Genomic DNA, 22,235 nt, shown 5'->3' with positions numbered 1-22,235 from the left:
TGCCCATTAGATCAATCCACGTGGAACACTTCGGTCAATCAACGGTAAGCATATAGCCAACTCCCCTGACATTGATAATCTTGATCCGTTCATCTTGACTGAGGTATTTTCGTATCCGGCTGATAAACACGTCCAGGCTACGTCCTGTAAAATACTTATCATGGCTCCAATAGGCCCGCATGATATCCTCCCGTGGAATGACTTTATCCTTCTGTTCGTATAGCTTCCGCAGTAGTTCACTTTCGCGGAAAGACAACTTGAGTACCTCCCCCTGATACGTTAACTGATGTTTTAGGCTATCGAGGCTATAGTCTCCGATCATAAGTTTCTGACCGAAGAGCATCTTTGGGCTATTTTTTAATAAGGACTCTATACGCACAACGAGTTCTTCGATCTTAAATGGTTTTTTGACGTAATCGTCTCCGCCCAGACGAAATCCCTTCACAACATCCTCTGTCTGCACTTTGGCGGTCAAAAATATAATGGGTATTTGGGTATCTGATTCCCTTATCTTTGTTGCCAATGTAAAGCCATCCATGACGGGCATCATCACATCAACAACCAAAATATCTGGCCGAGTCGCTGTAAATGCTTCCAGGGCTTCGTGCCCATTGCTGCAATGGGTGACATGAAACCCATTTGCTTCTAGGCTATCGGCAACAATCATTCCGAGACTCGGCTCATCTTCTACATATAAAATTTCAATCATAGCGTAAATGATTCAATTAAAATATATTTTTTCCTCGTTTCAAAAACCATTTGGTGCAATTCACTTGTTAACAACTCACTATATAATGGCATTTGCTTTCAGACGTATATATCACTATTTATTAATGAGGTAAGAGAATACGAAAGGTACTTCCTTTGCTAAGCTCACTTTCGACAGTAATTTTCCCATCGTGCCTTTTTACCACCTGCTTGACATAGGCAAGGCCCAAACCAAATCCTTTTACATCGTGTAGATTACCGGACGGGACCCGAAAAAACATATCAAAAATCTGATTATGGTATTCGGAGCTAATCCCTTTGCCATTATCTGTAATACGAATATGGACATTTTCCTTCATTTCCTTTACTTCCACCTCAATATAAACTTCCTGTCCAGCATATTTTATCGCATTTTCAAGCAAATTATTGACCACATTTTTTAAATGGGCTTCATCGCCATTGATCATGATCTTATCCGGTATCGTAATAAGGTTAAAATCCACTTTTTTGGCTTTATTCAGTTGGGCAACTTGAATAGCTCCTTCCACCATGGCTACAAGATCGAAATCCGAACGTTGTAAAACAATCCCCCTGTTGGCATCAATATCCATCTGAAGAACCTTTTCGATCATATTGGACAGATGTTCCAGCTCTCTTTTAGAAATATCCAGATACCGATTCATCTTTTCCTTATCATCCTTTACACCATACATTTGTATAGCTTCTATGGCTGCCATGACTGTAGATACTGGTGTTTTAAGCTCATGTGTCATGTTGTCGACAAAATTCTTACGGAGCTCGGCCATTTTATTTTGGTTTAGAATCGTTTTCATCAGATAGAAGAATGTGCCCAGCAGCAGCCCTATCAATAGCAACGAGATGAGTAGCTGCCAGCTCAAGCTATACAAGAGATACTTCCAATCCTCCTGAAATTTGATAACAAGAAATTCATTTTTTTGCGGATTGACCATCATCGGCCTCGTCCAAGCGAGATTTGCTTCACGGTACTTGCGGCGCACGTCTTTGATTTGATCATGAGGAATCGTAACAATAGCCATTTCAAATGGCACTGATATGCTCTTATTATTTAAAGATTCTTTGAATTTTCTTTCGATCAAATTGAGATTAGCTGTATTCATATCAAAGTCACGGAACAAAAAGGGCGGAATGATTGCACCCTGTCCTTCGCGATCTTTAGGAAATATTTTTTCTCGTTTGTTGTGGCTCTCACGTTCAAAACGCTCGTTTTTAGGCCGTTCGGCATTTACTCGTTGTAAAGCCCTATCGAGCTCTGAAGCGGGCAATAATCCCGAAAGCTCTCGTTTTACATCTTGTAGGAGGCGATTCCGATCAGCCTCCCGCCCATCCAATTGCCGGTCTCCATTGCGAGCCTGGTACGCCTCCTGAACTGCGTTGAATAGTGAACGCTCAGCTGTGGATAGAAATAGATCCCGCCGATTGGTATAACTTCCATAAAGCCAAATCCCCAGAACTACAGTAATTCCTACCCCGATTAAAACGATCAAACTGATCAGTAATTTAAATCTTCTACCCATAACTAAAACAAATTTAAATTACTAGATTTGCAATCGCTGTGGTAATTAACCATATTTAACAAAATATAACACTGATTAACAGTTGTCATTGATTACTTTTGCACTATTCAAAAATTAATATGATTAAAGACTTTAAGAGACGTAGTATACAATTTTTACTTCCACTTTTTACATTGGCCGCTTTTGTTGGTTGTAATAAAGACGTTTCACTCTCCTTGGATAGTTCGAGAAATGAAACAATCGGCTTAGTACCTATTGATAGCGTTTCCGTCAAAGTTTCTACTTATCAATTGAATATCGTCCCATCGTCTGCTACCGGGATGATTTTAGTCGGGAAGAATAAAAATGATGTCACAGGAAGCGTGAAATCGACTTCTTATATGCGTTTGGGAATCGGTACGATTAACAGTGCTACCTTACCGGATGATGCGGTACTGGATTCTGTTTCATTGGTGATGCCGCTCAACAAATATTATTATGGTGATACGACTCAAATGCAAAAAATTTCGGTTCACCGTGTTTCGGAAGATATCACGCAAACTCAGCTCGACCCTACTAAACCTATTTATGAGCGTCCTTATTATCTGCCTTCACTAAGTATTGCAAGCACGAAAAAATTTGCTTACGAGACTAATAATCTAGCGGAAATTTCATTCAGACCCCGTGTTAGATCGATTGATTCACTTCATTTTAGATTCAACGATATGATCAGTAATGAATTGTTTTCACTGATCAAAAATAAAGATAATAGAGTTTCTACTAGTTCAAGTTTTCAAGAATATTTTAAAGGTTTAGCGCTCGTTCCTGATGCAGGGAACACAACAATGATCGGACTTAAAGATACAATTTATCTACAGGTACATTACTCCTTCATGAATGCGCAGGGCGCAAAGACTTCAGGGAAACAATATTTTAACATTGATAATAGAGGTTTTCAGTATAATCATGTTGAAGCGGATCGTTCAGCAACCAAGTTTGCTTCAATGACTTTATCAAACCCGGAGATAGCTAGCGGCCAAACAGATGGTTATACCTTTATAGAAGGATCTACAGGGGTTGTAGCAAAAATAGAATTTCCTACGTTACTACAGTTAGTGAATGATCCGACGATTGCAATCAATAAAGCTGAATTAGTCATTGAGGCAGAAAATAGCGCTCAAACGAATTTTGCCCAACCAAGAAGTTTGGTACTCATGATTGCAAATAGTTTAGGTAACCCAATTGGTCTACTGCATCCACCTTTCGGTAATCCTAATGAAGTTCAACAAGCAGTTGCTGTCTCCGACAATACAAATTATGGTAAATATACTTTTAATTTGATTGAATATTTAACCAGATTTAAGACAACTTATAAAAATACGTCGTTATACGTATCTCTACCGTTGCAGAATCTTTTTGCAACAGGCGACAGATTGATCTTGTCCAAACAGGGTAATGAACCAAAAATTAAATTAAACATCCTTTATACTAAATTTCAATAATTTATGAACAAGAAAAATTGGCTACTCATTCTATCAGCTCTTGTATTGACCGTTTCATCTTTTTCTTCTTGTAAAAAAGATAACAACGATGAAACCGACAAAACTACAGAGTGGTCTGCTCAAGCAGCATTTAGTGGTGATCCTAGATCTGGTGCTGCGAGTTTCGTGATCGATAATAAGGTATATGCAACGACTGGATTAATCAACAATAAGGTTAGAGCAGTTGATGTGCAAAAATTTGACGCAGATAAAAAATCATGGATATCTCTTCCAACTTCGTCTAATTTCCCGGGTATCGCAAGAAGTGGCGCAGTGGGGTTCTCTATAGGAAAAATTGGCTATGTCGGTAGCGGAACTGATGATGGTACAAACGCTTTAAGTGATTTTTATTCATTTGACTCCGCAACAGAAACATGGAAGAAAATAGCTGATTTACCAATCGCATTAAATGGTGCAGTTGCTTTTTCGGTAGGTGGAAAAGGATATGTAGGTACTGGTGCCACAAACGGTACGCAGGGTGGTTCAAAAAATGAAAATAGATTTTTTGAGTATAATCCAGCAACCAACGTATGGACAGAAATTGATGCTGTCACTTTTCCTAATAAAGTAACTGGTGCATTTGCTTTTGTAATCAATAACGTAGCTTACGTAGGTGGTGGTGTTTCTTCTTATGGTTATGGAGAAGCTCTTCGCCAATTCGATGGCAAAAGCGGATGGATTACTAGAAATTCACTTAAACGTTCGGACGGAACTTATTCATACGATTTGACGCGTTCTAATGCTTCTACATTTGCGATTGGTGGCAATGGATTTTTAGTAGGTGGATTGAAGAACTCTGTTGCTCAAAACACAACATATAAATATGTAGCAAGTGGAGATTATTGGACGACAGAAAATACTGCTTTAGCTGGCTCCGCAAGGTATAACGCAATCAGCTTTGCTATTGGTTCAAATGGATTTATCTCTACCGGATTAAATGGTACAAATCCACTTGACGACACATGGATGTTTACACCTGTGTACTAGTAAATAATTAGGAATCAAAAGAAAAAAGGAATGTGGTCTATCTGCATTCCTTTTTTAATGTCGGTACGTTTTTACATTAGCTTTACCTATCAAGTGGTATATAGACGACTTTTTAGGGGAATGCATATATCAAATGGTGAATGCAAAACTTCTCGAAGTAAAAGGGGTTATCAAATGCCATTTGGATAACCCCTTTCACTTTTATTAAAACCACACCTCCATTCCGTTTTTATAAATTGATTGCATCACATGATGTTTATGAGGAAAGTATATTGTTGGAACGCTATTTTTCAACGGTTTTGATTTCATACAACGTATTCCATAGCTTACCTGTTACAAATAGGCGTTTGCCCACCTCATCATAAGCGATGCCATTCAATTCATTATCGTAAGCAGACGTATGCTCATAAATGCCCACCAAATTAATCCGCTCCTCTACTGCTCCTGTTTGTGGGTTGATGATAACAATAACATCTTTCTGATAGACATTTGCATAGACTTTGCCGTCTATATACTCCAGTTCGTTAAGTTCATCCACTGGCCCGGCTTCGTCGTAAACTCCGATAGCATTCAACTCCTTACCGGTTGTTGCATCTAAAAAGTATAGCTTATTGGAGCCATCAGATTTAATCAAGTGCTGACCATCGTAGGTTAGACCCCAACCTTCTTTACTATTTTCATATTTAAAGGAACTTTCCTTTACAAAAGAGTTTTTATCAAAGACATATCCTTCTCCTTGTTGCCAAGTTAACATAAATAACTTATTACCAACCAAGGTCATTCCTTCTGCGAATGTCTTTTCATCAAATTTAATCTCTTTCAGTACTTTACCTGTTTTTAGATCAACTTTTCTCAGGTTAGACTCGCCATAGCGCCCATTCGATTCATAGAGAACACCATCTGCAAACTGTAGACCTTGTGTAAATGCTGTCGTATCGTGCGGATATTTGTTCACTACCTCAAAACCATAGTTTTTTGCGCTTGCGGGTACAACGTAAAAGGTACTGGAAACAGAATCAGGTTTTCCGGCGTTGTATACCAAAGCGGAAATATTCCGTGTACCATAAGCCATGTCCTTTGTATCTACGGTAATCGCCGTGGTGTCGGTTGATGAGCCCACATGTTTATCGTCTACAAAATAAGCTACAGAGTCCATTGTCACTGATTCAAATTTCAGTTTCAATTGCACTTGAGCACCTTTTAAAACAGCTTGATTTGCTCCAGGAGATGCAAATTCCAAACTGGATTTTTTTGACTTACAAGAAGCAAAAGCAAGTGCTGCAATTGCCATAAAATAAGTAATTTTTCTCATCTATGTATAATTATTTATAAGTACGTATTCAACTATCCCAAAACGCATCTTTGATATAATTGAGTTCAACTTTGGGGGATCTCGTTATGGAGACAACATCAAATCGAAGCTCACCGGTGTAATGGGTTTTAAGGATATAAGCCTGGGCAGCACGAATCAGTCGACGTTGCTTTTTTACATCTACAAATTCGTAAGGTTCGCCGAAATCAGTTCCCGACCGTGTTTTAACTTCAACAAATACAAGTGTATCCTTGTCCCTCACGATCAAATCTACCTCTAAATTCTTAAATCGCCAATTTCTTAACACTATTTTATAGCCTTTCTCTACGAGGTATTCCATCGCAATTTGTTCACCCCAATTGCCCGTTTCAAGATGCTTGGCCATAACAGTTGATCACTTTACAATAGTATTTCCCAGAAACCCACCCAACAACCTTTCAGCTTCTTTTAGCTTCTGATATTTAAAAATAAGGACTTCCAAATTTGCCTCATCTTTTTCGTGTTTCATCTCTTCACGAATATGATGCATTTCGGTTTCAATTTTACGTTTTTTAATTCGATAGATCGCCGTAACAACAAGCGGTTTTAAATGCTCATATTCTTGCGTTACATAAATTTTACGTTTATCGTCGTTCCAATTTTCACTGAGCGAATATTTACTGGCAACACTATTAATTGCCAAATCCGAGATTGACGGATCCGGATTGGAATAGAACTGCTTGGCATCAGGAATCTCGTACTTTGCTGCAGCCTCTCGATACACTTTCAAAATATAGGCTGCGGCTTTGTCTTTAAACTCAATATCGCTTATATTTCCCAATAATACGCCTGCTACAGGAATATCTCCATCGCCTTCCCAAGTAGCTAGATAGTCACCATAGTTGATTAAAATACGTACAATCTCACGTTCCTGGAGAATTTCCGATGTCAGCTGTGCCGGCTGCTCAATGGACTCCATAGGGGCAACTCCGCCTCGCTCATCGTCAGTCATAAAGAAATCCGGAGGCGGACCATCCATTCCAACATGCGACACGCCGGCGTTTGGCAGTGAGCTTTGAGGTTTCCGTGCTGCATCCTTATCTGCTTTTCTTGCCCGATTTAGCCGTATTTTATTGAGCTCGGCCAATAAAATCCGTTCTTCGATATCCAAAAGGCTGCTACATTCCCGAATAAAAACAGAGACCTTAATCTCATCTGGAATCAATGCAATACTTTCGACCACATCACGAATTACCTCAGCCCTCTTTATTGGGTCATTATTGGCATCGCGAAGTAGAATATTAGTTTTGTAAAAGATAAAGTCCTGCTGCTTGGATTTCACATAATCCTTAAAGGCTGCAGCACCAAACTTCTGCACGTAAGAATCGGGGTCATTGCCATCAGGAAAAAGCAATACCTTGACGTTTAAACCTTCCTCGAGCAGCATATCTGTACCGCGTAGAGAAGCTTTAATACCCGCTTCATCTCCGTCATAAAGAATGGTCACATTTTTTGTAAACCTAGAAATAAGCTTGATCTGACCGGTTGTCAATGACGTTCCAGAGGAGGAAACAACATTTTCTACTCCAGCTTGATGGACAGAAAGAACGTCTGCATAGCCTTCTACCAAATAGCAATTATCCTCCTCCATAATTGCCTTTTTTGCAAAATTCAATCCATATAGAACATCTGATTTATGGTAGATTTCGCTTTCCGGAGAATTTACATATTTGGCAATCTTTTTATCGGTCTTTAGCGTCCGCCCCCCGAAGCCAATGATGCGCCCCGTCAAGTTATGTATAGGAAACATAACCCGACCACGAAATCGGTCATATAATGATTTATCGTCACGTTCAATGGCCAAGCCACTTGCTGCTAAATAATCGGCATGAAAGCCGGCTACTTGTGCCTTGTCGACCAATGCGGTCCATTCCTCCGGCGAATAGCCCAATTCAAATTTTTTAATGATATCCTCAGTGTAGCCCCGCTCTTTAAAATAGTTGAGTCCAATGACCTGCCCCATTTCAGTTTTCCAGAGCTGTTCGGCAAAAAACTTACCGGCCCACGCACTCAGTACATACAGACTTTCCCTTTTATCTTGTGCTGCCAGCTGAGCAGGAGAACGCTCAACCTCTTCTATTTGAATCGAATATTTATCGGCTAAATAACGGATGGCCTCCGGATAAGAAAACTTTTCCAGTTCCATCACAAATTTAAGGGAATCTCCACCAACACCACATCCAAAACACTTATAGATACCCTTCGAAACAGAGACGTGAAAGGACGGTGTCTTTTCATGATGAAAAGGGCAATTTCCTATCAAAGACGTCCCCCGTTTCTTTAAATCAACGAAGTCGCCCACCACCTCTTCTATCCGTGCTGTTTCCAGTACCTTGTCAATAACTTCCTGCTTTATCAAACCGTTTGCTTTTTAATGTAAAATTAGATAAAAATGTTTTAAAAAGCTATGCCATTATATTGAATGGCACCATCTATCTGCTTAAAAATTGATACTTCGGAAACATACAAAGAATTATAGATATAAATAAGAACCCTCAGGATATATCCGCATGAACTTATGCAAGTATAACTGAGGGTTTTGTTTGTGCCTGTTGTCAACGCATAAGGAAAGAGAGATGAAACACAAGCGATGCAACAGGACTTTTTATCTTAATTATTCAGCATTCCATAAAACTCATTCATATAATAAGATTCTTGGAGTGCGTCTCGAAAATTTTGCCATTGTTCTTCGTCAAAAGAAAATACAATATCTGGATAGGGTGTCTTCATGATTAATCGAAATTCGCCGTCCGGAAAAGAACTAAAAAAGAGCTCATCACCCGTGCTTCGTGTCATGTTCAAAAAATCAACAAACTTATTCTTTGTAAATGTCAGTACAAAACTTTGTTGCCAGATATAATAGGTTTGACACTTGAGACAAACACTGATATGGGTATCCCCTCTTTGGCTTAGTATCTTCGTATCACACATATTTATTTATTTAGACTTGTTATAAATAATATTCAAATGTAAGAATAGTTTTTATAATAACAAGTACATCAACAAAAAAAAGGCGATATATTTCTATATCGCCTTTTAGTCATTAAAGATTAGTTTAAACCTCTCTTCTTCAATAGATATTTTGGATCTGGGTCCGCACCCCTAAACGTGCGGTACATTTTGGCAGGATCATCTGTACCTCCTTTTTCAAGAATGTTTTTGCGGAAAGAATCTGCTGTTACCTGATCGTATAATGATTTTTCTTTGAAAGCTGCAAAAGCGTCCGAGTCTAATACTTCAGACCAGATATAGGCGTAGTAACCGGCTGAATATCCACCCGCGAAGATGTGCTGAAAGTAGGTACTTCTATAGCGTGGGATAATCGCATCAATAATACCTATTTTCTTCATTGCAGCTTTTTCAAAGCCATTGATATCTTTTGAAATCTGCTTTGTCGTAGCGTGGTAATCCATATCTAACAATGCTGCCGAAAGGTATTCAACTGTTGCAAATCCCTGGTCAAAAGTACCAGCTTTCTCCATCTTCTGAATCAATGAATCTGGCATTGCCTCTTTGGTTTTAAAATGTTTTGCATACGTTTTGAGCACCTCAGGATCTGCAGCCCAATTTTCCATCACCTGCGAAGGCAGTTCAACAAAATCACGTGGTACGGAAGTTCCGGCCATCGATCTGTATCTCACATTGGATAGGAGCCCATGTAAAGCATGCCCAAATTCGTGAAACAGCGTAGTAGCCTCATCAAATGTTAAAAGTGCTGGATTCTTTCCTACTGGCTTTGTAAAGTTACATACGATGGAAATTACCGGCGCGACACGTTTTCCGTCTTCTGTCGACTGGCTACGGTAAGAGGTCATCCAAGCTCCACCGCGTTTAGACTCGCGCGGAAAGAAATCAGCATATAGAAGACCTAAATGTGAACCGTCTTTATCTTTGACTTCATATACTTCCACATCTTTATGATAAGTTGGGACATTGTTTAAAGCGACGAATGTCAAACCGTATAATTTATTAGCTACACCAAATGCGCCTTCTCGGACAGCAGGCAAACTTAAATATGGTTTAATCTCATCCTCATCCAAGGCAAATCGCTTTTTGCGAATAATCTCTGTATAATATCTCCAATCATAGGGTGCTACTGCAAAATTCCCACCTTCAGCGGCTATTTCTTTCGCAATATCTGCTTCCTCACCTTTCGCTTTCGCCAACGCTGGACTCCATAACTTATTTAACAACGCATACACATTGGCTGGATTCTTGGCCATGGACTCCTCCAGGACATAGGCTGCATGGGATGAATAGCCCAACAATTTTGCCTTCTGGAGACGAAGGTTGACAATTTTTTGAATAATTGCTTTGTTATCGTTTGTATTATCTTGATTCCCACGAAGCTGATATGCTTCCCAAAGCTGCTTTCTCAACTCGCGATTTTTTGAATATTGTAGGAAAGGCATAATTGAAGGATTCTGTAAAGTGAAAACCCATTTGTCCTTCTTACCTTTTGCTATGGCCTCCTCAGCAGCCGCTGTTTTCAACGACTCTGGCAATCCTTCCAATTGACTAGCTGAATCAACTACGAGCATATACGCATTTGTTTCAGCAAGCAAATTTTGTCCGAATTGGGTTGTTAATGTTGAAAGTTCAGCATTAATCTTTTTCATTTTTTCCTTATCGGCATCCTTAAGATTTGCTCCAGAACGTACAAAGCTCTTATAAGTTTCCTCCAGGAGCTTATTATCCTGTTCATCAAGTGCCAATGTATTTCGGTTACTCCATACGGTTTTAATACGGTCGAATAATTTACTATTCATCGAGATTTCATCTGAATGACTCGATAAAATAGGCGCCAGATCTTTTGCTATCGCCTGAATACTGTCATTTGTATTGGCGCTATTTAGATTATAAAATACAGTAGATACATTGTTCAACAACCTACCTGCATTTTCAAGTGCAACTATCGTATTTTGAAATGTTGCTTTATCCGAATTATTGACTATTGTGTCAATCTCCAAATTATGTACTTTTATAGCTTCATCAAAAGCTGGCCTAAAATCCTCTGTCTTGATCTTGTCAAAAGGAGGGACGTTAAATGGGGTCTCATAAGCCAATAAAAGAGGATTATCTGTCATCACTTTTTTTTCCTCACAACCAACAAATGCAGTTGCCACTATCGCAAAGAAGGGCAAAAGTTGTCTTTTCTTCATATTATCTGATTATTCCTGTTATTTTTCAAAGATAATAAAATTAGACAAATGAACGGCTTTGAACTGGCACTGTAAAATTAGAACGGTAAAACGTCATCCTATTGTAAAACAAAAACTTATTCGCAATCTTGTTAAAAATAATCTGTCAATTTGAGTAAAAATATTTTAATGAGCGATATTAACCGTTTCTTTTGGAGATGTGCCGGAGTGCATCAAGAAACTCTTGAAAAATATCCAGAAGAACATAGTAAGTACACAGCCATAGGTGCTACTATTTTTTTCACGGGATTATTTGCCAGCCTTTCTGGCGGCTATACCATGTATTTTGTATTTAGTGGGGGAGCTTTTGACTGGCTTTTAGCACTTGTATTTGGTATTATTTGGGGATTAGCGATATTTAATATGGATCGCTATATTGTCCTAAGTATAAATAAATCGAAAAGTGGCTTTATGCAACTTCTGCAGGCTCTCCCTCGCATTCTATTGGCTATTTTGATTGGATTGGTAATCTCAAGGCCATTAGAATTAAAAATCTTTGACAAAGAGATCCGGGAAAACCTCCGAGTTCGATTTCTCGCCGATCAACGTGCTAAAATTGATACGCTTAATAGTACATTCAATAAGAAATATGCCAATGAGGTGGCCCTTTTAAAATCGATCACAACCGAACGGGATTCGTTGGAATCTAGCATAAAAAATGACCGAACAAAATTGAATTATGAAATTTTTGGAAACAAAACGACCGAAACATCGGGTGTAATGGGCTATGGTCCTTATGCAAAGATGAAAGAAGAGGAATTGAAGAAAAAAGAGGGCTACTTGGACACGCTACGCAACAAAATAACACTCCAGCAGAACGCGATACGCCAAAAGCAACAATTTGAAGGTATATTGGATCAAAAAGTTTTATCGAACGCTTCGCTGGATAGCGCCGTGAATGTAGCTGGTTTTGCCGATCGCAACTCGGCCTTAGGCAATCTCCGGTATGATGCCAATGGTAAAGTCAACGAGTCAAATGCGAACGCTGTATTTTTTATTGCTTTGCTTTTTGTCTTTCTTGAATGCTTGCCGGTAATTGTAAAACTGTTAGCAGGGAAAGATCCCTATGATAATGAACTCCAAAACCAAAGGACTATTCATGATTATGAGTCAGACACCAATGTAACGGTTCAGAAAGAAGCTATTGACCGATTAAAGGATACATATGTTGATGTTTCCATCAATAAGCGAATGAAAGAGTTCTAATGAAAACCACTATTATTAGTAGACAAACAGATTTTAGAACTGACAGATAAAATTATAAACGGGCTTACTATTTGTTAAGCCCGTTTATGTTAATCTTCTTCGTCCAGGAATTTAGCATCTATTTGTTTATTTGCTTTAGCCCCCAGCCGTTTTAATTTCTCCACTTTACCAATCACATTCCCTGCTCCGGTGGACAGTTTTTTGGTCGCATCTTCATGGCTTTTTAATGCACGTTCCAACTGGTTTTGTACCTGTTCCATATCATTTAGGAAGCTTACAAATTTGTCATAAAGACTTCCTGCTTCTTTGGCGATTTCAATCACATTTCTAGTTTGACGTTCTTGCTTCCATATGCTAGCGATGGTACGAAGGGTTGCCAATAACGTTGAAGGGCTAACAATGACGACTTTGCGATCCCAGGCATCACTAAACAAATCTGGTTTCTGAACCACTGACATACTTAAAGCTGATTCGATCGGCATAAATAACAATACAAATTCCGGTGATTCAATACCATATAACTCGTGGTAGTTTTTTGCGGAAAGTTCTTTCACATGGTTTTCTACGGATTGTATGTGCTGTTTTGAAAAAATTGCTCGATCTTCATCTGTCTCGGCATTGACCCAACGTTCGTAGGCAACCAATGAGACTTTTGAATCTACAATTAAGTGTTTATCTTCGGGGAGATCAATAATTGCATCCGGCTGCATTCTCCTTCCCTCAGCATCCATAAGAGATACCTGTAATCTAAATTCACGATCGCGCATAAGTCCCGAACGTTCCAACACCCTTTCTAAAATTACTTCGCCCCAATTTCCCTGTTTTTTGGTATCTCCTTTTAAGGCTTTGGTCAAGCTATTGGCTTCATCCTTGATTTTCAGACTCTGTTCAACCAGCTGGAGAACAACTCCCTTTAAAGAATTCCTTTCTGCTGCTTCTTGATTGTAATTTTTTTCAACTTTTTCTTCAAAAAGTTTGATCTTTTCTTTCAATGGGTCCAAGATCAAGCCCAGTGAACGATGGTTAGTTTCTGTAAATTTCTGCGTCTTTTCTTCCAATATTTTATTGGCTATAACCTGAAATTCATTATTGAACTGCCGTTTGATTTCGGCGATTTCATTTTTTTGCTCTTGGTATTTATCAAGCTGCGCTTCATAAAATGAACGTGTACTTTCTAAAGAACGTTCGGCAACCAAAAGATTTTCTCGTTCCTTTTCCAGTTCATTTCTTAGCATCGAACGCTCTTCCAACAAGCTTTGCTCCCGCTGTTGGGATCTAGCGAGCTCAATTTTCAGTGTTTCCACTTCTTTACTATACCCAGGCTCAATAGTGGCTTGGTTATTCTTTTTGAGCACCAAGACTATCAAAATGACTAACAACAGGACGATTCCTGCAAAGAAAACTATTTCCATGATTTGTATTTCTTAAGATGGCTAAAATTATCCTTGATGATATTTTGCCATTACGTTTAATTACATATAACTGACCATATTTTAAGGGTGGAGCACGATTCTAAAGAGCAATAAAGTTTAATCCTTTATCGGCGCACACAGCATGTCAACACTCCTCTTAATCTAAAGCTACCCTTTATGGGAAAGTATAACAGCGAGATTTCATTCAAAGCCACATTATTGTAACTTTTGATGTGTTTTCCACCACAGGTCAGGCATTTCGCCAGAAATCGCCAATTGGTAGTCCTCATAACGGCATGGGACGAGATAATAGCGCTCATTGACCGATTTTGAACCAAAATAGGGAACTTGGATCCACCAACGGTCTGATTTTTTACTCTTCACAAAGACCAACTCGTGAGCTTCGTGTTCCAGTGTTGTACGATAGATGATATAAGATGATTTGGGATACAAAGGCGTATCTTGCTTACGGTTATAGTAGCCATCAATAAAGCACCATATCATTTGAGATACTAACATCGCTGTCTGCTCCATTGGATCAAATGTTGGATTGAATTCATAAAAACCAATGGAAGAACATTTATCCGACATCCCAGCATAACGTGCAAGTTGGCAAGCTTCATCGCCATATAAGCCATTCGGAATTGCATTGGCATTTCCTGGCGCTTCGGAAGATCGAATGGCACCAATGTCAAAGCTAATGAGGTCGGCTGCGCGAATGAGCGGTTCTGACTGATCCATTTTACCAGCAATCATACCTACTCGTGTTGCGTTGAAGAATAGCTTATCATACATATTGATAGATTCCTTACTGACGAGGTAGGTTTGATAGGCTATGGAATTCAAATTGAACAAATAGTCTGGCTGATGTAGGATAATATGATTCACATAAGAGCGAGACGTCAAGCTTACATTTTCAGCATTTTCCTGATCAATATCAAAACGTGCATCGATAACCGCTAGCTCTATTTTCCGTTCCAAATTTTGATACCCCAAATATTGTGCATAAGTAAGATCCTGCCCTCCTCCAATGATAATAGGGACAATATTTTCTTTCACCAGCTCTTCAACTACGGATTTTAAAGCAATATAGGTATCTTGAATTGTATTGCCTGCTTTGATATTTCCCAGATCAACAATATTCATCTTGTAATCCCCCTGATACAGCGCATATAGATGTTTTCGTACGGCATCTGGCGCTTTATCTGTTCCGTTATTATTCAGAGAAGCCCGGTCTTCTTCTACCCCGACAATCGCTAAGTGAGGCTTTTTATCTCCTTCCCAGTTTGGAAAGTCTGTTTCATAGGCTTGAATAACGTTTCCTAGTTGAGAATTTAAGAAGCCATGCTCGGGCGCAAAACTTATAACTGAAATTGGACGAAAGAATACGGACAGTGATGACATAAGCTATAATTTGTAAAATATCTTATTTTTCAAGATACAATTCACACAAATATCCATTTATTAACTAACTTTTGAAAACATTATTTTTAACAGTATCTTTATAAAGTGATATTAATAACTGGAGGAACAGGTTTTTTAGGGTCTACACTAATTAGGCAGTTGATAGACCAAGGAATTGACGTAATTGCCATTAAAAGAGCTCAATCGACTATTCCCACCCCGTTGTTATCTTCTTCTTTGATTCAGTGGGTCGACGCAGATATCAACAACTATTTTGAACTCGAGGATGCTCTCGAAGGGGTCACCAAAGTGTATCATTGTGCTGCAATGGTTTCCTACCAAAAAAAGGATGCTAAATCACTGTTTAAGGTGAATGTTGAAGGAACGACAAACGTAGTCAACCTTTGCCTTGAAAAGGGCATTCGTCTCTTACATGTAAGCTCTATTGCCGCTTTGGGTACAAATAGGGACAACATTCCAGTATCCGAAGAAGATCAATGGGAACACAATTCACTGACATCTAACTATTCGCTATCCAAATATCAGGCAGAGATGGAGGTGTGGCGCGGTATAACAGAAGGTTTGAATGCAGTTATTGTCAATCCTTCTGTAATTTTAGGGGCCTCAGCTAGCGATAAAGGCTCTGGAGCTATATTTTCGATGATCGATAAAGGCTTACGATTTTACCCAACAGGAAGCGTTGGCGTTGTTGATGTAGAAGACGTTGCTTCCATCATGATTCAGCTGATGGAAAGAGAAGATGTTACTGCGGAACGCTATATCATCAATAATCTCAATATTAGCAACAAAGACCTTTTGAGTGTTGCGAGTGTATTAATGAACAAGCCTGAACCGACAATCGAAGTGTCAGAGACCATGCTTCAAATTGTGTCTACAGTATCCAGCTTGCTTTCTATATTTAAAAAATCAAATGCAACCTTAACAAAAGAGACGGCAGTTGCTTCCAGTGCTAAATTGCACTATTCCAATGCTAAAATCCAAGCACTTCTTAATCACAGTTATCGTCCTTTGGAACAAACCTTAAAAGAAATTGCAGCATTATATAACAAACAGTAAACTATAATATATTAAACAACCAAACCTTGATTCATCGTGCGTAACAGTCATTCTATAACGATCCCTTAACTAGTTCTTATTTCCCTTAATCAATATGTTTTTAAGGGAAATGCCGATAGGGAAGATCAGTATTTGGATGCATTATTCACCATTGTTTCATAAAAAAATAATACAATGAAAAACTATTACATCATTGATTTTGATAGTACATTTACGCAAGTAGAAGCACTTGATGAACTTGCACGAATCTCTTTGGAACATCACCCCGATCGCGAGGCTATCTACCTCGAAATCGAGCGGTATACCAATCTCGCGATGGAGGGTAAACTATCTTTTCGCGAAGCTTTGGCTGGCCGCGTAAAGCTCTTAAATGCGAATAAAACTCATCTGGATAAACTTGTTTCACATCTTAAAAAGAAAGTATCCACCTCTTTTTCGCGAAATCGTGAATTCTTCAAAAAAAACGCTGACACCGCATGGATTGTTTCAGGAGGTTTTAAAGAGTTTATTACACCTGTCGTTACCCCTTACCATATAAAGACGGAAAATATCTATGCCAACACATTCAGATTCGATGATGAAGGCAATATTATCGGTTTTGACGAAGAGAATCCACTGTCAAATGAAGGTGGAAAAGTGCAATTATTGAGACAATTAAAAATTGAAGGAAGGTTATTTGGCATTGGCGACGGATATTCCGATTTCCAATTAAAAGAGTCGGGGTTGATTGAAAAGTTTTTTGCATTCACTGAGAATATCCAACGTAAAAGCGTGACTGAAAAAGCCGATTTCATTACACCAAGTTTTGATGAGTTCCTCTATGTCAATGATCTTCCCCGTGCAATATCCTATCCCAAGAATCGTATCCTATGTTTGATCGTAGGCGATGTACCAGAAATAGCAGCTCATATCTTAAAAAGAGATGGCTTTTCAATCCGGATAAAGGATACCATTGAAGAAAAGTACATCAAAGATGTCGGTATGCTACTATTGGGCGGCAATATTGATATCAGTGATGAGCTGCTTCAGCAAGCTGACAAATTAAAAACGATCGGGTATTTGGGCGATATCAAAGGTCACATCAATAAGGAGATCTGTAACGCCAAAGGTATTGTCGTTTTCGACGACAAGAAAAATAAAAAGAAGAATTCAGAGTTTATTCCTCGTCGAATGGCTGAATTCATTAATAATGGCGACACGTACCTTAGCCGTAATTTCCCGAATCTGATTTTACCCAAAGTGAAACAGGTAACCAGATTGCTCCATATCCATAAAAACGTTCCTGGAATCATGGCTCAAATCAATAAGGTATATGCTCAAAATAATATTAATATTGTTGCCCAATTTCTAATGACCAAAAGCGATATCGGATATGCGGTAACAGATATACAAGGAGAATACGATAAAGATCTTTTGAAACAACTCAAACAGATCGAGAATACAATAAAATTTAGAATCTTATATTAAACGATTGCTATAAATCAGGCTCCCCATAGCGGTGCCTGATTTATATTTCAATCGCTCTCTTTCACACAAAAAAACGCGTTATGTCCTTACATCAGGATCCCGAATTAAAGAAGGCTGTCCTAGACTTGCCCCAAAAGGAGAAAGACAAGCTTCTCGTACGTCTGATAAGCAAGGACAAAATGCTGATCAAACAATTGCATTTCCAATTATTGGAGAATGCAGATGACTTAGAGGAACGTATTGAAAAACTACGCAAGCAACTGGCACACCTGTTCGATACTAGTATAAGCCAGATTGGTAATACGCCACATCACAGTAATTTTATTGCGCTTAGTAAACTTGTCAAACAGGCGAGTGGCCTGGTCAATGAACACGAGAAAGTCACTAAGGATAAAGTTAGTGAGGTGGAATTTAGAATCTATATCCTGAAAAGAACGATCGTGGATTACGACAGACTTTTTGATTCCTCTTATCAATCTGCTGCGCACAAATTACATAAATATATAACAGGACGTATAAAGCATGCGGTAGGCAAATACAGCAAACTTCATGAGGACTTTCAGTTCGACTATCGGGAAGATTTCCAAAATACATTGGATAGCTTTGGTAATACGACGCTAAAAAGCTATATTAGTGAACAGAAGATTGATATCGACCTAAATTAATTATGAGAAATAGCAAAAACCGCGTTAAAATTGGATCCTTTCATGTTACTGCTTACGAGCAATATAAATTAATTTACCTAGCTACATTGCTAGTTTTACTCGCTTTCGCCTATACCTTTTACCTAGCGAGATAAATGTCCGCCTGCAGTCATCGGTTATACACTTCAGTCCATACAAAAGCCACACCTTTCATAACGAGCAAGTCTGCTATTTTTTTTACCAAAAAATTTAGCACTTCATACCCAATACTTAATAGTATTTCGCTAAATTCGCAATTATTCGAAATTTTTGCTCGTGGGAATTCAAGAAATATTAGAAAAATACAGCCAAAGCGAATCCATCCAGTCGCTAACCAAGGCTATGCAATCCAAAAATCCGAAAATTCAGCTTAAAGGACTTATTGGATCATCGGATGCATTTATAGCCGTATCTTCTTACAACTTACAGGAACGTCCAATGGTGTTTATCTTACCGACCCATGAAGACGCATCTTATTTTTTAAGCGATCTGGAAAGCCTACTGGATAAACAGGTCCTTTTTTTTCCTTCGTCTTATCGAAAAGCATTTGATTTTACACAGACCGACTCTGCCAACGTATTACAGCGTGCAGAGACGTTAAGTTCACTTAACCACACATCCGAATTGCCTAAAATGGTGGTTACGTATCCGGAAGCTATTGCGGAGAAAGTAATCAACCGAAGTGATTTGGATAAGAATACATTGGAGATAACAGAGAATACCGCTTTAAGTATTGATTTCATCAATGAATTCTTGATTGAATATGATTTTGATCGTGTAGACTTTGTGTATGAGCCTGGGCAGTTCGCGATACGAGGAGGCATCGTCGATATCTTTTCTTTTTCGAACGATCTTCCTTACCGTATTGAATTCTTTGGCGACGATATTGAAAGCATACGGACATTTGACATTGAGTCGCAGCTTTCCGTCAAAAAGATCCACAAAGTAACCATTGTTCCTAACGTTCAGGCCAAGTTCTTGACATCACAGCACATTTCGCTGCTAGAATATATTGATCAGGGCGCCACGATCTGGATAAAAGACGCTCAATTCACCTTAGATATTGTTAGAGAGGGCATAAAGAAGGCGGAAAAATTATGGGCAGGATTGAACGATAAGCAGAAAAAAGACAACCCCGAATGGCATAATCCAGCCCACGAATTTACAGACGAAAAAAACCTCAATGCGCTGTTTTTTGAGTTCCCAATTATTGAATTCGGCAAACAATTCTTTTATAAAACGGAGAATACATTCAAGTTTGATATCCATCCGCAACCCTCTTTCAATAAAGATTTTAATCTTTTAATCCATAATTTCAAGGAGAATGAAGACCAACGCATCCAAAACCTTATCTTTTCAGATTCAACGAAACAGGTTGAGCGTATTTATACCATTCTAGAAGATCTCGACAAATCGGCAACATTCATCCCAATTCATAAAGCTTTACGCGAAGGTTTTAGAGATGACAGTTTAAAGTTGGCCTGCTACACAGATCACCAAATTTTTGACCGCTATTATAAATATAAACGCAAGAAAGCTTACGAACGTTCGCAGGCAATTACACTGAAGGATTTACGGGATCTCAAACCAGGCGATTTTATTACCCATATTGACCACGGTGTCGGCCGATATGGAGGTTTGGAAAAAGTGGATGTCAATGGTAAATCCCAGGAAATGATCCGTCTGATCTATGCAGATAACGATCTTTTGTATGTGAACATCAATTCTTTAAACCGTATTTCCAAATATTCCGGTAAGGAGGGTACGGTTCCCAAAATGAACAAACTCGGGACCGATGCTTGGGACAAACTGAAGAAGACGACCAAGAAAAAGGTAAAAGATATTGCGCGTGACCTAATCATGCTTTATGCCAAAAGAAAGGCACAGCACGGAAATGCTTTTTCACCGGACAGCTACTTACAGAATGAATTGGAGGCCTCCTTTATTTATGAGGATACACCCGATCAGGAGAAAGCTACTGCCGATGTAAAAAAAGATATGGAATCTCCACATCCAATGGACCGATTGATCTGTGGGGACGTTGGATTTGGAAAAACGGAAGTTGCCATCCGTGCGGCTTTCAAAGCTGTAGCAGACAGTAAGCAGGTTGCCGTACTCGTACCGACGACAATTCTTGCATTGCAGCATTTCCGTACATTTTCGGAGCGACTAGAAGGTCTTCCATGCAATATAGACTACATCAACCGTTTTAAAACGACCAAACAGATTAAAGATACCTTAGCAAGGCTTGCCGAAGGAAAAATAGACATTATTATCGGTACCCATCGTCTTGTCAGCAAAGATGTTAAGTTCAAAGACCTCGGCCTGATGATTATTGATGAAGAGCAGAAATTTGGCGTTGCGGTAAAGGAAAAATTGAAAGTTATGCGTGCGAATGTAGATTCGCTAACACTGACAGCAACACCAATTCCCAGGACATTGCACTTCTCATTGATGGGTGCCCGCGATTTAAGTATTATCTCCACTCCTCCCCCCAACCGGCAGCCTGTACAGACAGAACTGCACGTTTTCAATGAAACATTGATCGGCGAGGCAGTCAGCTACGAACTTGATCGAGGTGGGCAGGTATTCTTTATCCATAATCGTGTGGCGGATCTTCCGCAGCTGGGCAATTTAATCCGTAAACTGGTCCCCGGAGCCCGGGTCGGTGTGGCTCATGGCCAGCTTGAAGGCGATGAACTTGAGGATGTAATGCTCAAATTTATCAACCATGATTTTGATGTCTTGATCGCAACAACGATTATTGAGGCAGGTCTTGATATTCCAAATGCCAATACGATCATTATCAATCACGCGCATATGTTTGGTCTGAGCGATCTACACCAAATGCGCGGTCGGGTTGGTCGTTCCAATAAGAAAGCATTTTGTTATCTCCTCAGTCCACCATTGTCAACCTTAACACCGGAGGCTTACAAACGACTTTCGGCGATAGAAGAATTTTCTGAACTGGGCTCTGGATTTAATGTTGCCATGCGCGATCTGGATATACGCGGTTCGGGAAACCTCCTAGGAGGCGAACAATCGGGTTTTATTGCCGAAATCGGTTTCGAAATGTATCATAAAATCTTAGACGAGGCCATTCAGGAGCTGAAAGAAGACGAGTTCTCGGAAGTATTCGCCGATGAAAAAGAACGAAAATATGTGTCTTTTACACAGATTGACACGGACCTCGAGGTATTGATTCCCGACGAATATGTGACAAATATTACGGAGCGATATAATCTGTATACCGAACTCTCCAAACTGGAAAACGAGCAGCAATTGGCAGCCTTTGAGCAGGAGCTTGAAGATCGCTTTGGCCCTATTCCACGTGAAGTGTTTGAATTATTCAATACACTCCGTCTGCAGTGGTTTGGTAAAACGATCGGCTTCGAAAAAATAGCTTACAAAAAACATACGCTGAAAGCTTACTTTGTCAGTAATCCTAAATCAAGCTACTTTGAGTCAGATCAATTCGGCCGCGTACTGTCTTTTGTACAAAGCCATCCAGAGATTAGCAACCTGAAAGAAGTTAAAGGCCAGCTCCGTTTGGCGTTGAACAATGTGAATACCATTGGATATGCACTGAACCTCTTGAGAGAAATGTTATAAGATATTTAAATACCCCGCGTATAAATAAAATCTACTCCATCTGTAGATTTT

The 22,235-nt window shown here is 39.2% G+C and carries 16 protein-coding genes; 7 read left to right on the top strand and 9 right to left on the bottom strand.

Annotated elements, in window-relative coordinates:
• Positions 1-34 precede the first annotated feature (34 nt).
• On the bottom strand, positions 35-709 hold the full coding sequence (locus tag B2W36_RS19700; protein WP_293889326.1) for a response regulator transcription factor: 675 nt from the start codon (positions 707-709) through the stop codon (positions 35-37).
• A 121-nt stretch (positions 710-830) separates the two neighbouring features.
• Positions 831-2,264 (bottom strand): sensor histidine kinase, encoded by a 1,434-nt coding sequence (locus B2W36_RS19695; RefSeq protein ID WP_293889325.1) that lies wholly within the window; start codon positions 2,262-2,264, stop codon positions 831-833.
• Between the two features lie 119 nt (positions 2,265-2,383).
• Between B2W36_RS19695 and B2W36_RS19690 the strand changes: the two genes are divergently transcribed.
• Positions 2,384-3,745: a DUF4270 family protein gene (locus tag B2W36_RS19690; RefSeq protein WP_293889324.1), complete on the top strand. Its 1,362-nt coding sequence runs from the start codon at positions 2,384-2,386 to the stop codon at positions 3,743-3,745.
• Positions 3,746-3,748: 3 nt separating this feature from the next.
• Entirely contained in the window at positions 3,749-4,771 is a 1,023-nt protein-coding gene (locus B2W36_RS19685) for a Kelch repeat-containing protein (RefSeq protein WP_293889323.1), read from the top strand.
• A gap of 283 nt (positions 4,772-5,054) precedes the next feature.
• Here B2W36_RS19685 and B2W36_RS19680 read toward each other — a convergent pair whose 3' ends face one another.
• From B2W36_RS19680 to B2W36_RS19660, 5 genes are all read right to left on the bottom strand, one after another.
• Complete coding sequence (locus B2W36_RS19680) at positions 5,055-6,083, bottom strand: glutaminyl-peptide cyclotransferase (protein WP_293889322.1); 1,029 nt, start codon at positions 6,081-6,083, stop codon at positions 5,055-5,057.
• A 28-nt stretch (positions 6,084-6,111) separates the two neighbouring features.
• The gene (locus B2W36_RS19675) at positions 6,112-6,468 is read right to left on the bottom strand and encodes a YraN family protein (protein ID WP_293889321.1); all 357 of its coding nucleotides are present in this window, start codon (positions 6,466-6,468) and stop codon (positions 6,112-6,114) included.
• A gap of 9 nt (positions 6,469-6,477) precedes the next feature.
• Complete coding sequence (dnaG, locus tag B2W36_RS19670) at positions 6,478-8,481, bottom strand: DNA primase (protein ID WP_293889320.1); 2,004 nt, start codon at positions 8,479-8,481, stop codon at positions 6,478-6,480.
• 251 nt (positions 8,482-8,732) lie between these two features.
• Entirely contained in the window at positions 8,733-9,053 is a 321-nt protein-coding gene (locus tag B2W36_RS19665; protein WP_293889319.1) for a hypothetical protein, read from the bottom strand.
• A gap of 119 nt (positions 9,054-9,172) precedes the next feature.
• Complete coding sequence (locus B2W36_RS19660) at positions 9,173-11,284, bottom strand: M3 family metallopeptidase (protein WP_293889318.1); 2,112 nt, start codon at positions 11,282-11,284, stop codon at positions 9,173-9,175.
• 168 nt (positions 11,285-11,452) lie between these two features.
• On the opposite strand from B2W36_RS19660, the gene B2W36_RS19655 reads away from it, so the two are divergent.
• Entirely contained in the window at positions 11,453-12,529 is a 1,077-nt protein-coding gene (locus B2W36_RS19655; protein ID WP_293889317.1) for a DUF4407 domain-containing protein, read from the top strand.
• 89 nt (positions 12,530-12,618) lie between these two features.
• On the opposite strand, the gene rmuC is transcribed toward B2W36_RS19655, so the two are convergent.
• Both rmuC and B2W36_RS19645 read right to left on the bottom strand, forming a co-directional pair.
• Complete coding sequence (rmuC, locus tag B2W36_RS19650; RefSeq protein WP_293889316.1) at positions 12,619-13,941, bottom strand: DNA recombination protein RmuC; 1,323 nt, start codon at positions 13,939-13,941, stop codon at positions 12,619-12,621.
• A 216-nt stretch (positions 13,942-14,157) separates the two neighbouring features.
• The gene (locus B2W36_RS19645; RefSeq protein WP_293885139.1) at positions 14,158-15,345 is read right to left on the bottom strand and encodes a formimidoylglutamase; all 1,188 of its coding nucleotides are present in this window, start codon (positions 15,343-15,345) and stop codon (positions 14,158-14,160) included.
• A 105-nt stretch (positions 15,346-15,450) separates the two neighbouring features.
• Here B2W36_RS19645 and B2W36_RS19640 point away from each other — a divergent pair, with 105 nt between their 5' ends.
• The 4 genes from B2W36_RS19640 to mfd all read left to right on the top strand — a co-directional run bounded on the left by B2W36_RS19640 (position 15,451) and on the right by mfd (position 22,184).
• Positions 15,451-16,422 carry an NAD-dependent epimerase/dehydratase family protein gene (locus B2W36_RS19640; protein ID WP_293889315.1) on the top strand — a complete coding sequence of 324 codons (972 nt, stop codon included), beginning with the start codon at positions 15,451-15,453 and terminating at the stop codon, positions 16,420-16,422.
• Positions 16,423-16,596: 174 nt separating this feature from the next.
• A complete protein-coding gene (locus tag B2W36_RS19635) occupies positions 16,597-17,889 on the top strand; it encodes an HAD-IB family phosphatase (RefSeq protein WP_293885141.1) in 1,293 nt (430 codons plus the stop codon).
• An 80-nt stretch (positions 17,890-17,969) separates the two neighbouring features.
• Positions 17,970-18,554: a hypothetical protein gene (locus B2W36_RS19630; protein WP_293889314.1), complete on the top strand. Its 585-nt coding sequence runs from the start codon at positions 17,970-17,972 to the stop codon at positions 18,552-18,554.
• 294 nt (positions 18,555-18,848) lie between these two features.
• Positions 18,849-22,184: a transcription-repair coupling factor gene (gene mfd / locus B2W36_RS19625; RefSeq protein WP_293889313.1), complete on the top strand. Its 3,336-nt coding sequence runs from the start codon at positions 18,849-18,851 to the stop codon at positions 22,182-22,184.
• The last annotated feature ends 51 nt before the right edge of the window (positions 22,185-22,235 follow it).

This window comes from Sphingobacterium sp. UBA3549, from assembly GCF_002376635.1.
Taxonomy (GTDB): domain Bacteria; phylum Bacteroidota; class Bacteroidia; order Sphingobacteriales; family Sphingobacteriaceae; genus Sphingobacterium.
This window is presented reverse-complemented; position numbering and strand designations above follow the sequence as displayed.